Origin of the sequence: Bradyrhizobium liaoningense (assembly GCF_018130785.1) — a bacterium.
Taxonomy (GTDB): Bacteria; Pseudomonadota; Alphaproteobacteria; order Rhizobiales; family Xanthobacteraceae; genus Bradyrhizobium; species Bradyrhizobium liaoningense_A.
In genome coordinates this window covers 201,721-215,268 of the sequence record NZ_JAFCJT010000011.1, presented here as the reverse complement: position 1 = coordinate 215,268, position 13,548 = coordinate 201,721, and the positions used below count along the sequence as shown (strand labels likewise).

At 65.2% G+C, this 13,548-nt stretch carries 16 protein-coding genes and 1 pseudogene; 9 read left to right on the top strand and 8 right to left on the bottom strand.

Annotated features, from left to right (window positions below; genetic code table 11):
- Positions 1-177 precede the first annotated feature (177 nt).
- A complete protein-coding gene (locus JQ627_RS22770; RefSeq protein WP_212486366.1) occupies positions 178-1,728 on the bottom strand; it encodes a carboxylesterase/lipase family protein in 1,551 nt (516 codons plus the stop codon).
- 125 nt (positions 1,729-1,853) lie between these two features.
- Here JQ627_RS22770 and JQ627_RS22765 point away from each other — a divergent pair, with 125 nt between their 5' ends.
- Positions 1,854-2,693: a helix-turn-helix domain-containing protein gene (locus JQ627_RS22765; protein ID WP_212486365.1), complete on the top strand. Its 840-nt coding sequence runs from the start codon at positions 1,854-1,856 to the stop codon at positions 2,691-2,693.
- Here JQ627_RS22765 and JQ627_RS22760 read toward each other — a convergent pair.
- Positions 2,644-3,141 (bottom strand): peptide deformylase, encoded by a 498-nt coding sequence (locus JQ627_RS22760; RefSeq protein ID WP_212486364.1) that lies wholly within the window; start codon positions 3,139-3,141, stop codon positions 2,644-2,646. The genes JQ627_RS22765 and JQ627_RS22760 overlap by 50 nt on opposite strands.
- Before the next feature lie 76 nt (positions 3,142-3,217).
- On the opposite strand from JQ627_RS22760, the gene JQ627_RS22755 reads away from it, so the two are divergent.
- Together JQ627_RS22755 and JQ627_RS39130 are read left to right on the top strand one after the other, a co-directional pair.
- On the top strand, positions 3,218-3,802 hold the full coding sequence (locus JQ627_RS22755; RefSeq protein ID WP_212486363.1) for a TetR/AcrR family transcriptional regulator: 585 nt from the start codon (positions 3,218-3,220) through the stop codon (positions 3,800-3,802).
- Positions 3,803-3,899: 97 nt separating this feature from the next.
- Positions 3,900-4,478 (top strand): DUF308 domain-containing protein, encoded by a 579-nt coding sequence (locus JQ627_RS39130; RefSeq protein WP_249143267.1) that lies wholly within the window; start codon positions 3,900-3,902, stop codon positions 4,476-4,478.
- Between the two features lie 27 nt (positions 4,479-4,505).
- Here the strand turns inward: JQ627_RS39130 and JQ627_RS22750 are convergent.
- Positions 4,506-4,958, bottom strand: a pseudogene (locus JQ627_RS22750) (cupin domain-containing protein); the annotation flags it as partial.
- 345 nt (positions 4,959-5,303) lie between these two features.
- Here JQ627_RS22750 and JQ627_RS22745 point away from each other — a divergent pair.
- Complete coding sequence (locus tag JQ627_RS22745; protein ID WP_212486362.1) at positions 5,304-6,527, top strand: MFS transporter; 1,224 nt, start codon at positions 5,304-5,306, stop codon at positions 6,525-6,527.
- A gap of 22 nt (positions 6,528-6,549) precedes the next feature.
- Here JQ627_RS22745 and JQ627_RS22740 read toward each other — a convergent pair whose 3' ends face one another.
- Both JQ627_RS22740 and JQ627_RS22735 read right to left on the bottom strand, forming a co-directional pair.
- Complete coding sequence (locus JQ627_RS22740; protein ID WP_212486361.1) at positions 6,550-6,936, bottom strand: ester cyclase; 387 nt, start codon at positions 6,934-6,936, stop codon at positions 6,550-6,552.
- 57 nt (positions 6,937-6,993) lie between these two features.
- Positions 6,994-7,866, bottom strand: a complete 873-nt coding sequence (locus JQ627_RS22735; protein ID WP_212486360.1) for a helix-turn-helix domain-containing GNAT family N-acetyltransferase — start codon at positions 7,864-7,866, stop codon at positions 6,994-6,996.
- A gap of 148 nt (positions 7,867-8,014) precedes the next feature.
- Between JQ627_RS22735 and JQ627_RS22730 the strand changes: the two genes are divergently transcribed.
- On the top strand, positions 8,015-8,755 hold the full coding sequence (locus tag JQ627_RS22730; protein ID WP_312015800.1) for a fumarylacetoacetate hydrolase family protein: 741 nt from the start codon (positions 8,015-8,017) through the stop codon (positions 8,753-8,755).
- Between the two features lie 41 nt (positions 8,756-8,796).
- Here JQ627_RS22730 and JQ627_RS22725 read toward each other — a convergent pair whose 3' ends face one another.
- Complete coding sequence (locus tag JQ627_RS22725; RefSeq protein ID WP_212486359.1) at positions 8,797-9,150, bottom strand: MmcQ/YjbR family DNA-binding protein; 354 nt, start codon at positions 9,148-9,150, stop codon at positions 8,797-8,799.
- Positions 9,151-9,219: 69 nt separating this feature from the next.
- On the opposite strand from JQ627_RS22725, the gene JQ627_RS22720 reads away from it, so the two are divergent.
- From JQ627_RS22720 to JQ627_RS22710, 3 genes are all read left to right on the top strand, one after another.
- Positions 9,220-9,771, top strand: coding sequence for a carboxymuconolactone decarboxylase family protein (locus JQ627_RS22720; protein WP_212486358.1), 552 nt, complete (start codon positions 9,220-9,222; stop codon positions 9,769-9,771).
- Between the two features lie 126 nt (positions 9,772-9,897).
- Complete coding sequence (locus JQ627_RS22715) at positions 9,898-10,524, top strand: PadR family transcriptional regulator (protein ID WP_212486377.1); 627 nt, start codon at positions 9,898-9,900, stop codon at positions 10,522-10,524.
- Between the two features lie 23 nt (positions 10,525-10,547).
- Positions 10,548-11,192 carry an O-methyltransferase gene (locus JQ627_RS22710; protein ID WP_212486357.1) on the top strand — a complete coding sequence of 215 codons (645 nt, stop codon included), beginning with the start codon at positions 10,548-10,550 and terminating at the stop codon, positions 11,190-11,192.
- Here the strand turns inward: JQ627_RS22710 and JQ627_RS22705 are convergent.
- Together JQ627_RS22705 and JQ627_RS22700 are read right to left on the bottom strand one after the other, a co-directional pair.
- Complete coding sequence (locus tag JQ627_RS22705; protein ID WP_212486356.1) at positions 11,173-11,415, bottom strand: 4-oxalocrotonate tautomerase family protein; 243 nt, start codon at positions 11,413-11,415, stop codon at positions 11,173-11,175. The genes JQ627_RS22710 and JQ627_RS22705 overlap by 20 nt on opposite strands.
- A 23-nt stretch (positions 11,416-11,438) precedes the next feature.
- Positions 11,439-12,179 (bottom strand): SDR family oxidoreductase, encoded by a 741-nt coding sequence (locus tag JQ627_RS22700; protein ID WP_212486355.1) that lies wholly within the window; start codon positions 12,177-12,179, stop codon positions 11,439-11,441.
- Between the two features lie 103 nt (positions 12,180-12,282).
- On the opposite strand from JQ627_RS22700, the gene JQ627_RS22695 reads away from it, so the two are divergent.
- Positions 12,283-13,176 (top strand): LysR family transcriptional regulator, encoded by an 894-nt coding sequence (locus JQ627_RS22695; RefSeq protein WP_212486354.1) that lies wholly within the window; start codon positions 12,283-12,285, stop codon positions 13,174-13,176.
- The last annotated feature ends 372 nt before the right edge of the window (positions 13,177-13,548 follow it).

The window sequence follows — 13,548 nt, the reverse complement described above, 5'->3', positions numbered from 1 at the left end:
AACAAACTCGTCCTGGGCGCCCCGTGGGCCACGAAGCCGAAGCCGGCCAAGCCTCAGGATGCGCTTCAAGTGCGCAATCCACCATCTCTCGTCGCGCCGTGCTGATCGATGGCGGACTACGCCAGCGGACTGCGCTCCGCGCAGCCGCGGGCTGATCCGCCCTACGAAGTTGGTCGCCTACGCCATCTCGCGCCATCGCATCGGCAACTTGCCGTCCTCTCTGAAACTGTCGAGGAAGCGAAAGCGCGCGGCTTGCGGATTGGGGCGGGCCTCGATCGTGTTGCCGATGATCTGCACGACGTCGCTCTCGTCATAGGCAGGCCATGCCGGCAGGCCCGGTCCGTTCGGATTGCCGTGCATGGCAAAGTTCACCCAATAGCTCATCATCGTTCGCGCCAGTGCACGGTCCTGTTCGGCTGGTGGCGTCGTGCTGCCGACGATCTGCTGCGGCGTCAGCGTCCCGAACACGAACGGGATTTCGGTGACATGCGAGGCGATCGGTGTGTAGGGCGACGTATAGTTGAAGAGATAGCCGTAGGCCGGCACGCGTCCCGCGCGTCGATGCAGGCGCAACCACTGCCAGCACTGCTCGCCGATCACGTAGTCGCCGTTGAGCTCAGCCGCAGAGGCTTTGGCCTCCGCGTCGGTCATCGCGGGATAGACCTTCAGGAAATCGGGCATGCGCTCCTTGCCGAACATCCGCTCAGCCGCCGCGAGAAAGGCGGGCGCCGACTGATCGGGGAGTGATTGTGCGGGAAAGGGGAATTCTTCCGCGGCATTCCAGCCCGCCAGCAACGGGACGTGCATCTGTTCGCCGCGCAGGAATCGCCGCGCGGGTACGTCGAGCACCAATTGATGATCGATACTCGGTGAGAATGCCGCAACGACCGGGCTGGCCTCGAAGCTCCACGGCGCGGCGGCGTTCAGGCGGTCGGCCGGCATGGTGCGCAATTCCGCGATCGACGCGTTGCCTTGCCGTCGCGCGAAGGCGCGACCTCGCGCCCGGGCTTCGTCGAACGTCTGGAGCGGTCCGTGCCTGCCGTCCCAGAACGCGCCGCTCTGCCCGATCGCCTTGTGAAACAATCCGCGCGCCAGCGGCGAGGCCATCAGGATGCCGACGGCCATGGCGCCCGCGGACTCGCCGAACAATGTGACGTTGTCGGGGTCGCCGCCAAAGCCAGCGATGTTGGCCCTGACCCAGCGCAGCGCCATCAGCTGATCTTGCAAGCCGTAATTGCCTGACGGCGCTTCCGTGTCGAGATAGGGATGGGCGAAGAAGCCGAGGATGCCGAGACGGTAGTTGAAGCTGACCACGACGACGCCTCTGGCGGCCAACGCTACGCCATCGGTGGCGGGGTTGGCCGAGGAGCCGAACTGGAAGCCGCCGCCGTGAATCCACACCATAACGGGCCGTTTCTCGTTCGTGTGCTGCGCGGCGGTCCAGACATTGAGATAGAGGCAGTCCTCGTCGCGCGGTCCCGGCCGATGGTCGTTCGCGAGCGCTGACAGACAACCCGCGCCGAAGACGCTTGCATCGCGCACTCCGTTCCATGGCGCCGGCGGTTTCGGTGCGCACCAACGCAGAGGCCCGACCGGTGGCGCGGCGTAGGAGATGCCTTTGAACGCCAGAACGCCGCTCGCATCGCGCCGCTGGCCGCGCACGACACCGGACTGCGTGCGGATCTCACGTCCGAGTTCGGCTGCTGTCGAGATCATGAAGCCATGCATGATTGTCTCTCTTGATCGCGTGAGTGCCCGGCCAGCTGGCCGGGCAGGTTCAGCGCGCAGCCTATGGACTTCAGGGCTTCCTGAATTTAGATATTCAGCCTAGCAATGACTAAAAACGGTCAAGCATGCGGCAATCCCTTCGCTTTCCCTGGTCCAATCTCGATGTCGACGATCGCTCCGCGCCTGTCATCGCGGTGCGCGTGGACGTCAAGGGCACCACGGCCGAGGTGCCCGATCATCAGCACCGCAAGGCGCAGCTCGTCTTCGCGCTGGGAGGCGGCGTCACATGCCGCGTTCCGAGCGGCCTCTGGATGGTGCCGCCGCATTGCGCGGTGTGGGTTCCGGGCGGCATGCGGCACAGCAATCGCGCGACCGCCAACGCCCGGCTGTTCTTCGTCTACATCGAGTCGGAGATGATCGATCTGCCGGATCGCTGCTGCACATTGTCGATCTCGCCGCTGCTGCGCGAAGTGATCGTCGAATTGTCCGATCAGGTCGCGGACGACGAGGCGAGGGGAGAGCTGCTGGCGACCCTGCTTCGGCGCGAGTTGCCTCGCATGCCCGTTCAGCAACTGCATCTGCCGCTCTCGCCCGAGCCGCGATTGAAGCGGATCGCCGCCGCACTGGCGGAAGATCCGTCCGACCGCAGGACGCTGGCCGAATGGGCCCGTCGCGTTGCACTGAGCGAGAGCAGTCTCGCCCGTCTCGTCATCAAGGAGACGGGTCTCAGCTTCGGGCGGTGGCGACAGCAATTGCACCTGATCGTCGCCATACGAGAGCTGACCTCCGGCGCAAGCGTGCAGCAGGTGTCGGCCGAACTCGGTTATGAATCGGTCGCGGCCTTCATCACCATGTTCAAGAAGGCTCTCGGGAAGCCGCCGGCGAAATATCTCGCCAGCGTCGCACAGGACCGCTCTACGTCCGCGACATCTTCTCGTACTTCTTCACCAGCCGCTCGCGCTTGAGCCGCGACAGCCGCTGGATCCAGAATATCCCGTCGAGCTGGTCGATCTCGTGCTGGTGGCAGACCGCGCGCAACGCCTCCGATTCCTCGCTTTGCGTGTTGCCGTCGAGATCCTGATAGCTGATCCGCACGCGGGCGTGGCGCTGGACCTCGTCGTTGACGCCGGGCATCGAGACGCTGCCCTCGCGGTGCATGATCATCTCGGGCGAGGCCCATTCGATCTCGGGGTTGACGTAGGTCTGCGGCCCCGCCTTGGCGTCGAGCTCGAGCACGACGACGCGCAGGGGTACGCCGATATGCGGCGCCGTGATGCCGATGCCGGGCGCGGCGCGCATGGTATCGAGCAGATCCGCTGCAAGCTCGCGCAAGGCGCCGTCGAATGCGGTGACGGGACGGGCCGGGATTGCGAGCCGGCGATCGGGGTAGCGGACGAGGGGACGTATGGTCATGCAGGCTCCTACCACTCACGGATCGTTGAAGCATCCCGTTCTTGACTACCTACCAACTGGAAGGTAGCTAGCGGCCATGACCAACGTTTCCTCGACCGCCGACGACATCCTGGCCTGCGCGCGCAGCCTGATCATCGCGGGCGGTTACAACGGCTTCAGCTATGCGGACGTTGCCGAGGTGGTCGGCATCCGCAAGCCGAGCATCCATCACCATTTCGCCAGCAAGGTCGACCTGGTCCGAACCCTCGTGTCGCGCTACCGCGCGGAAGCCGAGGCGGGACTGGCTGCACTTGAGCGGAATGTTCCCGATCCGCGCGATCAACTCAAAAACTATGTCGGGTATTGGGAGGCGTGCATCAATGATGCGACGGCGCCTTTCTGCGTGTGCGCACTGCTTGCCAGTGAACTTCCGATATTGCCCGAGGAGGTCGCGCTTGAAGTGCGCGCGCACTTCCGTTCGCTGGCTTCGTGGTTGACGTCGGTGATGGAGCGCGGCAAGCGGAAAGGGCGGCTGCATCTCTCCGGCACAGCGAAGGTCGAGGCTGAAGGATTCATGGCGACCGTTCACGGCGCGATGCTGTCCTCGCGCGCCTATGGCGATCCAAAGATGTTCGGCGTGATCACCGGCCCGCTGCTGGATCGGCTTTCCACCAGGCACTGAAGACATCGGCGAGACGACAACACGCCCGCGGGCAGCTGCGGCGAGGGCAACTTGCTGCGCGTGAAAATCTACCAACTAGTAGGTAAAGGAGGGTGAAATGGCCTATCATCAACTGGATCTCGTTCGTGCCGATCGTGAGCGATGGCTGAAGCAATACTACTTCCTCCGGGCGGTGTTTTCGGTCGCCTGGGTCGTTGCTGCGTTTGCGGTCGGGCCGTCGTCTGCGGCGATCGCCGGAGCCTTGCTCGTGCTCTATCCGGCCTGGGACGCTGCTGCGAACTTCGTGGATGGCTTGCGCAGCGGCGGGCTCAATCAAAACCGCACGCAGGCGCTGAACGTTGTGGTCAGCCTGGCGACCGCTGTCGCGGTCCTCGTTGCCTTGCAGATGAGCATGAACCGGGTGCTCGGCGTGTTTGGTGCCTGGGCGGTTCTATCCGGACTGCTCCAGCTGGGAACCGCGATCCGTCGCTGGAGAAGTTTTGGCGCGCAGTGGGCGATGGTGCTTAGCGGTGGCCAGTCGGCTCTGGCCGGCGGTTTCTTCATCTTTCAGGCCACGACGCCGATGTCTCCGACGATCGCGAATGTCGCCGGCTACGCTGCGGTCGGTGCGGTCTACTTCCTGGTCTCGGCGGTATGGCTGACCGTCAGCGAATGGCGGCGTCGCGTAGCGATGTGAGGCGTCACCGTTGCCGCTCATTCGTCCGGGGGAAGGCGTGCCGTCCTTGTGCAGGAACCGGCCGCTGGAAGCCGGGCTCATCATGTCGATGTCGGAGCACGTCGTGAGATCGTCGGGCGAGCGCGAGCCGACTTCGAGATAGACGGCCATCGCATCCGAGCGGTTGATCATGTGATGGCCGTTGGCGCTGCCTTTCGGGAAGGCTGCACAGTCGCCGGCGCGCAGCACGGTTTCGCCGTTGTCCTCGATCAGGACCACTTCGCCCGCGAGCACGTAGACGAACTCGTCCTCGTGCGAATGCCAGTGCCGCTGGCTCGACCAATTGCCCGGCGGCAGCTGCATCAGGTTGACGCCGAAATCGGAGAGGCCACCGGCATTGCCGAGCTGCATGCGGAGGCGATCGGCGCAAGGGCCGGCGAAGGGCGAGGGATAGCCGGACCCCTTGCGCACCGGGACAGCGGCGATGTCGATCTTGGGCATGTGAATGTTCCATTCAAATCAGCGCATCGCGCGCAGCGGACCGGTGACCGGCGCCATGATCGGCGGCCGTTCGAACGTGATGCAATGAGCCTGACGGGATGATGACAGGATGCCAGTGTTTTGCCCGACGTGTCAAATTGCGGCCTGGCATCGCGAGTTCCAGATCATGCAATTTGGCCGCCCCGTAAGTCATTGATCCCGCGAGGGCGGGGTACTGTGCATGGGGTTGTTTTCGACATTTTTCTTGGCGGGCCGCAAAAGCCTGCTACGAAAAATGACGCGAGCCTGTCGGTCTCCGGCGTTCCCATTCGTCTTCCACCCAGACAGACCTGACGGGAGACCCTAATGAACGCTTCCTCCTATCGCTGGGTGATCGTCGCCGCCGGCGGCTTGCTCGGCTGTGTCGCGATCGGCGGCATGTTTTCGCTGCCGGTGTTCCTCCAGCCGATCGCCAAGGACACCGGCTGGTCGGTGACCGGCATTTCGAGCGCGATGACGATCGGCTTTCTGGCGATGGCCTTCACCAGCATGGCCTGGGGCACCGCGACGGACAGGTTCGGGCCGCTGCCGGTGGTGCTGACGGGATCGACGGTGCTGTCGCTCAGCCTGTTCGCGGCAAGCCACGCGACCTCGCTAATGGCGTTCCAGTTCATGTTCGGCCTTCTGGTCGGCGCTTCCTGCGCGGCGATCTTCGCGCCGATGATGGCGACCGTCACCGGCTGGTTCGACACCCATCGCAGCCTGGCTGTATCGCTGGTGTCGGCCGGCATGGGCATGGCGCCGATGACGATGGCGCCGCTCGCGGCATGGCTCGTCTCCGGCCACGACTGGCGCACCTCGATGCAGATCGTCGCACTGGTGGTCGGCGCCATCATGATCCCGGTCTCGTTCCTGGTGCGTCGCCCGCCTGCGCTTGCGCGTGCCGTGGCCGCGCCTGCGGGCGAGGGCACGCCGCAAGGGGAGATGTCGCTCGGCGAGGCGCTGCGCTCGCCGCAATTCATGATCCTGCTCGCCACCAACTTCTTCTGCTGCGCCACCCATTCCGGCCCGATCATCCACACCGTCAGCTATGCCGTGAGCTGCGGCATCCCGCTGATCGCGGCGGTGACGATCTACAGCATCGAGGGCTTTGCCGGCATGGGCGGCCGCATCGCCTTCGGGCTGCTCGGCGATCGTTTCGGCGCCAAGCGGGTGCTGGTGACGGGCCTGCTGTTGCAGGCGTTCGGCGCGCTCGCCTATGTCTTCGCGCAGCAGCTCGCGACGTTCTACGCGGTCGGCGCCGTCTTCGGCTTCATCTATGCCGGCACCATGCCGCTCTATGCCGTGCTGGTGCGCGAAAACTTTCCGCTGCGCATGATGGGCACGGTGATCGGCGGCACGGCGATGGCCGGCAGCCTCGGCATGGCGACCGGCCCGCTCGCCGGCGGCCTGATCTACGACGCGTTCTCCAGCTACGCCTGGCTCTACATCGCCTCCTGGGCGATGGGCCTCGGCGCCTTCCTGATGGCGATGAATTTCAGGCCGTTCGCGAAGCCGCAAGGCGAGGTGACCGCGGCGGCGGCGGCATGAGGACACCGATCGAGGCGCAGCATCACAGCTGCGCCTCGATCGCAGCCTTGTCGATCACCGACCATACCTGCCAGATCTTTCCGTCCCGGTATTCGTAGAACACGTTCTCGCAAAACGACACGCGCTTGCCGTTGATGGCGAGTCCCAGAAATGTCCCGACCGGTGTGCAGTCGAACTTCAGCCGCGCCGCGATCCTGGGCGGATCGGCGATCACCATTTCGATGTTGAATTGCAGATCCGGTATCTCCCGAAAATCCTGCTCCAGCATCGCGCGATAGCCCCACAGGCGGAACGGCCGCGCATTGTGGGCGACGTCGTCATGCACGAACTGGCCGAGCGTCGGCCAATCCTGCCGGTTCAGGCAGGCGATGTAGTTGCGGTAGATGCCGGCAAGCTCGTCTCTGGTCATGTCGCGGCTCTCAAAAGGCTTCGATGATAACGCCCGAGGATCGCGATCCGGTCCGACCTACAGCCGCTTCTCGAAGAACAAATCCGGATAGGGATCGTCGTTGAAGCGGGGAATCTCGCGCCAGCCGGTCGTGCGGTAGAGCTGACCGGCCTCGGGCAGCGCGCTGTTGGTGTCGAGCCGCAGCAGCGCGATGCCGAGCCCGCGCGCGGTGTCCTCGGCTGCGTCCATCAGGCGCCGGCCGAGCCGCAATCCGCGCGCGGCGGGGGCGACCCAGAGCCGCTTGATCTCGGCATAGCCGTGATCGGTGCCCTTCAGGCCGACGCAGCCGATCGGCAGCGTGTCCGACGTCGCGACGATGAAGGCGCCGCGCGGGCGGCGCATGTCCTTGGCATCCGGATCTCTCGAAAGAGAAACGTCAAAGCCCTGCTTGAAGCGGCGGCCGAGCTCGGCATAGTACTCGCCGAGGCAATAGCGGGCCTCCTCGCACTGTGGGTCCATCTCGGCGAGCGCGACGCGCTCGCGCGTCAGCGCCGAGGCAATCATGTCCATCGCCGCCAGCAGCGCCTCGCGTTGGGAATGGTGCGCGAGGAAGCCCTCGGCCTGCGCGTTCGACAGCGCCTCATAGGCCGCGAACTCGCGCCGCCCCGCACGCGTCAGCTTCGCCACGCGGCGGCGTGCGTCGTCGTCATGCGCATGGGTCTCGACCATTCCTTCGTCCTCGAGGCTGCGGAGCAGCCGGCTCATCAGCCCGGAATCGAGGCCGAGATAGTCGCGGATCTCCGCCACATCGGAGCGCCCGTGCCCAATCGCGTTGAGCACCCGGGCAGCGCCAAGCGGTCGGCCACGGCCGAGGAACGAGGTGTCGAGCGCGCCGACGGCAGAGGTGACGGCACGGTTGAAGCGGCGGACGCGGGAGACGGGATCGAGCATTAGCTGACCTTAGTCAGATAATATCGGCGGGTCAATCGGGCGGCCGCTTTGGAGTGCTGAGAGGCTGGCATTGGGGCGGTAATTCGAGCAGAACTTTGCCGTTGGAGCGCCTGCCGCGCCGTGACTGGAATAAATCAAGGAGACCATCGTGAGCAATGCGAGTGAAATGGCAGACCGGCTGGTCGCGGCCCGAAGCAGCGGCCGGCCGGTCGCGTGGCGTGATGTTCTGCCGTCAGATCGTGCGGCCGCTTACGCAATCCAGGATGCGACGCTTGCCCGGATCGGCCCGATCGGCGGCTGGAAGGTCGGGGCGGCGAACCCGGAGGCTGAGCCCATCTGCGCGCCATTGCCTGCGTCGTGTCTGCTTGCCTCGGGCGCACGATTGGGGACGGGGTTGCTGCGCGGCGTGGAAGCGGAAGTCGCGCTCCGGGTCGGGCGCACGCTCACGATCGACGATGCCGTACTGCCCGATCACGAACTGGCACGCGCGTTCGATGCCGCTTATCCCGTTATCGAAGTGGTCGAGACACGTCTTGAGGATTGGACCGACAGTGCGGCCCTGGCGCAGCTCGCGGATTTGCAGAGCCACGGCGCGTTGCTGATCGGACCCGCCGCGACAGTCAGCATCGCTTCCATCGATCTGAGGAGCGTCGAGGCGCAGATCTCCGTCGGCGATGACGTCAACAAGAGAACGACTGGCGGCAATCCGGCAGGCGACATCTGGCGGATGCTGCGCTGGCTCATTCGCCATTGCGCGGAGCGCGGCGCGCCTCTCTTGCCGGGTCACATCGTTACGACCGGTTCGTGCACCGGCATGATCTTCGCACAAGAGGGCGCCAGCGTCCGTGCGCGCCTGGAGGGTTTTGGTGACGTTGCCGTCGATTTCTGATCAATGCGCATAAAGGCAAGCCGCCACGCGCTTTACGCCGGTCATGCTGGCGGGCCGAGCCCAAGTTCCTTGCGGATCTTGCGCGGGAGCTTTGCCACGATCAGGGCATGGGCCTGCGCGAGATAGCCAGTGATCTCCGCATCGGGAAGTGCGTTGTTGCCGACCAGCTGCACCCATTTGGCGCGCGCAAGATAGGGGGCAGGCCGCGCGACGCCGTGCTCGATCAGCATCCCGTAGGCCATGTCCGAGGCCTTGAACATGTAGCTTGCTGTAAAGCCACCGCTCAGCGCGAACATCTTGCCGCCGACCTTGAACACGGAGGTGCCTTCCCACTGCACCACCTTGGTAGCGGCGGGCAGGCGCAGGCAGCGTGCTTCAAATGTCTTGGGTGTCATGCGATCAGAACCAGGGCGCAAGGCTAGCCTTTATGGCAGCATGTCTCTTCCAACCAGGGATGAATTGCCATGTCGCGCGTTTCGATCAAGACCAGGGACGATCTGCCGGAGGCGCTGAGGCCGCTGTGGGACAAGATGACCACCTATGGCGCGTTCGAGAACCAGGCTGGCGTCATGGCCCACCGCGCGCCGATCTTCAAGCACATGTGGTCGCTGCTGGTCGACCTCGCCGAAGAAGGCACTGTGTCGAAGCGCCATCTCGAGCTGGCGCTGGTCACGGTCTCGCTCCTCAACAAATGCGACTATTGCGTCTCGCACCACGCGCCGAAGCTGGCGGTGCAGGGCGTATCGGAGGAGGGCGCCGCTCGCCTCGTCGATTACAAGGATCATCCCGAGCTCGATGAGCTCGACAAGCTCGTCGTCGAATATTCCATTGCCGTCACCAACAATTGGAACAAGACCCGCGACGAGATCTTTACCCGCCTTCGCGCGCACTTTTCGGAGGCGCAGATCGTCGAGCTGACCTGGCGCATTGCGCTATGCGGTGCCTTCAACCGCTTCAACGACATCCTTCAGCTCGAAGTCGAGCAGGGCGTCCCCCACAGCGAAGCCGCCGAGTAGCGGCGCGTGGCCAGGCTGGGTTCCACCCCGGACCCGGTCTCCCGGCGTCCGATCACGGATTTGTGGGTTGTAGATAGAATATCGCAAACTATATCGTAAGATATGTTTTACAGAATGGCATACGATATGCACCACGGACGAGACCACAAAGACTTCCACTTTGGGCACTTCGCCCATTTCGTCATGGGCCGGCATGGCGGCGGGCGGCGCTTCGGCCGCGGCGGGCATGGCTTTTTCGGGCGCGGCCCGGGCGGCGACTTTCCCGGCGCGCGGAGGTTGTCCTCGCAGGACCTCCAGCTGGTGATCCTGGCGCTGCTTGCCGAAAACCCGGCCCACGGCTACGAGCTGATCAAGATCATCGAGGAGCGGTCCGACGGCTTCTACACGCCTAGCCCTGGCGTGATCTATCCGGCGCTGACCTATCTCGAAGAGGTCGGCCACGCGCGCGTCGAGCAGGATGGCGGCCGCAAGCTCTACAGCATCACGCCGCAGGGCGAGGCGTATCTCGCCGAGAACCGCTCGACTGCGGATGCGATCCTGCAAGCGCTGTCGCGAATCGGCCGCCGCATGGATGAGGTGCGCGAGGCCTTTGCCGGCGTCAGCGATCTCGATGCCGACGCCTCCGACGAATTGCACCGTGCCCGCCACAACCTCAAGCGCGCGCTGCGTGCAAGGCACGGCAGCGACTCTGCCGAGGCGCGCCGCATCGCCGCGATCCTGGATCGCGCGGCTGCGGAAATTCTCGGCAAGTAACTGACTGCGAAGCGAGGCAAGACATGAGCGATCGGCCGCACAGCCCGATTCAGGATCCACGCGTCAACGCCGTCATCGCGCGCCTGCAAGGCGCGCGGCAGCGGCCGGCCGTCGGCGGCCCGCGCGGCGCATTCAACAGCCGTGACCCCCACGCCTATGCGGAGCAGGGTTTTTCGATCCATCCCGAGCAGGGCGAGTTGATCTATCTGCTCTGCCGCGGCCTGCGCGCAACGCGCGTGGCCGAGTTCGCGACCTCGGTCGGGATGTCCACGCTCTATTTCGCGGCGGCCATCCGCGACAATGGCGGCGGCACCGTGATCGGCTCGGAGATCGTGCCGGCCAAGGTCGAAGCCGCGAGAAGCAACCTCGCTGAAGCGGGCCTTGCCGACTATGCCGAGATCCGCGAGGGCGACGCGCGGCAGACGTTGCGCGATCTCGGCGGCTCCGTCGACTTCGTCCTGATCGACGGCTGGCCGGGCGAGGCAGGCCCTTCGCTGGCGCGCGAGGTCATCGAGATCGTTGCGCCGCAGCTGCTGGTCGGCGGCTACGTCATGAACGACAATGCCGAGCCCGACTATCTCGCCTTCATCCGCGATCCCCGAAACGGCTTCGTCTCGATGACGCTGCCGCTCAAGGGCGGCACCGAGCTCAGCCTGAAGGTGACGTGACGGACGCGCCGGCGTCGCTGGCGCGCCAGGCGTCGGGAACCACGAACACTTCGTCGGCGCGGCCATAGCCGCCGTCGGGGACTTCCTCGATCAGAACCATCGTGTGCGGCCGCGCCGCCTCGCCGAAATAGTCGACGAAAAGCGCGGTGAGGTTATGCACGATCTCCGCCTTCTGCGCGCGCGACAGCGCGGCTTGCGGGACCTTGATGTTGACGAAAGGCATGATGGTTCTCTCCGTGTGATGCGTCAGACCACGCCGCCATTGGCGCGGATGACCTGGCCGTTGATCCAGCCGCTGTCGCGCCCGGCGAGGAAGGCGACGACACCCGCGATGTCGTCGGGCTGGCCGAGGCGGCCGAACGGGTTCATGGCGGCAACCGTGCGCACCTGCTGTTCGCTCTTGCCCTCGAGGAACAGCCGGGTCTCGATCGGTCCCGGCGCCACCGCGTTGACGGTGATGCGGCGGCCGCCGAGTTCCTTGGCGAGGATGTGCGTCATGGCCTCGACCGCGGCCTTGGTCGCGGCGTAGACGCCGTAACCGGGCTGATAGAGGCCGATGACGCTGGACGAGAAGCTGACGATGCGGCCGCCGTCGCGCAGCCGCCGCGCCGCTTCGCGCAAGGATCGGAACACGCTGTCGAGGTTGATCGAGGTTTGCCGCGCGAACGCTTCATCGGTCACCTCGGCAAGCGGCCCCAGCTCCATCACTCCGGCATTGTTGACCAGGATGTCGACGCCGCCAAAGCTGCCCTCGGCGGCATCGAACAGCCGCGCCGGCGTCGCCGGATCGGCAAGATCCGCCTGCACCGCGAGGGCGCGTCCGCCGGCGGCCTCGATCTCGGCAACGAGGTCACCGGCTGCGGCACGGCCGCTCGCATAGTTGATCGCTACAGCAAGTCCGTCTTGCGCCAGCCGGCGGGCGATCGCTGCGCCGATGCCGCGGGAGCCACCCGTGACGATGGCGGCGCGCTGATGTTGATTGGTCATGGCCAGTCTCCTCGATGACGACAATCCGAGCATAGCTGATCGGTATGGCCGGATAATCGCGTAAGACTTGCCATCACTTGTCGGCTGTGGTGAACAATCGGCCATGGATCGTTTTGACGCCATGCGCCTGTTCATCCGCCTCGTCGAGCGGCAGAGCTTTACGGCTGCAGCGGCCGACCTCGGGATCCCCCGTTCGACGGCGAGCGAGGTTTTGCGCGGGCTCGAGGCGCGTCTGGGCGCGCGGCTGCTCGAACGGACGACGCGGCATGTCACGCCGACGCTGGACGGCGAGGACTATTACCGCCGCTGCGTTGCCATCCTGGCGGAGGTCGAGGAAGCGGAAGCCGCGATGCGCGATGCGCAACCTCGCGGGTTGCTGCGCATCGACGCGCATCCCTTGCTGACCCGGACCTTCATCCTGCCGCACCTGCCGGAATTCCTGGCGCGCCATCCGCAACTCGAACTGCAGATCGGGCAGGGCGACCGCCTGGTCGATCTCGTGCGCGAAGGCGTCGACTGCGTGATCCGGTCGGGCGAGCCCGGCGACAGCGGGATGATTTTGCGCCGCCTCGCCACGATCGCCGAAATCACGGTGGCGAGCCCGGCCTATCTCGCCAGCCACGGCACGCCTGCGACGCCGGATGCGCTCGACGGCCATCAGATGGTGGCCTTCGTCTCCTCGCGTACCGGCGATGTGCTGCCGCTGGAATTTTCCGTCGCCGGTGTGCTTCGCCATGTCGTGTTGCCGAGCCGGGTTCGCGTCAACAATTCCGACACCATGGCCGATCTCGCACGGCTCGGCTTCGGCCTCGCGCAGGCCCCCCGCTATCGCTTCGCGGATGACCTCGCCAGCGGCGCGCTGGTCGAGGTTCTGGCTCACCACCCGCCATCGCCGACGCCACTCTCCGCGCTCTATCCGCAAAATCGCCAGCTCGCGCTTCGTCTGCGAATTTTCCTAGACTGGATCGCCGGCATTTTTGCCGAGGCGAAGCTGTGACGGGAATGCCGCGCGCGAGTTCACATGCCGCTCCCGCCGCCTCCGCCGCCAGCTTGTCTGGACGCTTCGAGATTTCTGTCTAAACGACTAGATTCACCAGGCGCGAAATTGGAAGCTCCCGGGTGGCCCTTCTTCGCCCCGATTGTCTGCGTCTCACGCAGCGCAGCGTAGCCGGATACGCTCGACTGATGTGTCTTAGGGATCATCTTATGCTGACCAGGTGCTTTGCCCGGTGCATCCCGTGCAAGAGTGGCTGGTGCGGTAGCGATGAGAGCGGCGGCAGAAAGTGCGATGATCGTTGTCTTCACTTTTTGGTCCTCCCTCCGTGGATTGAAGTGCCCGCGTAGAGCAGGGAAATTATCCCTGCTCGGT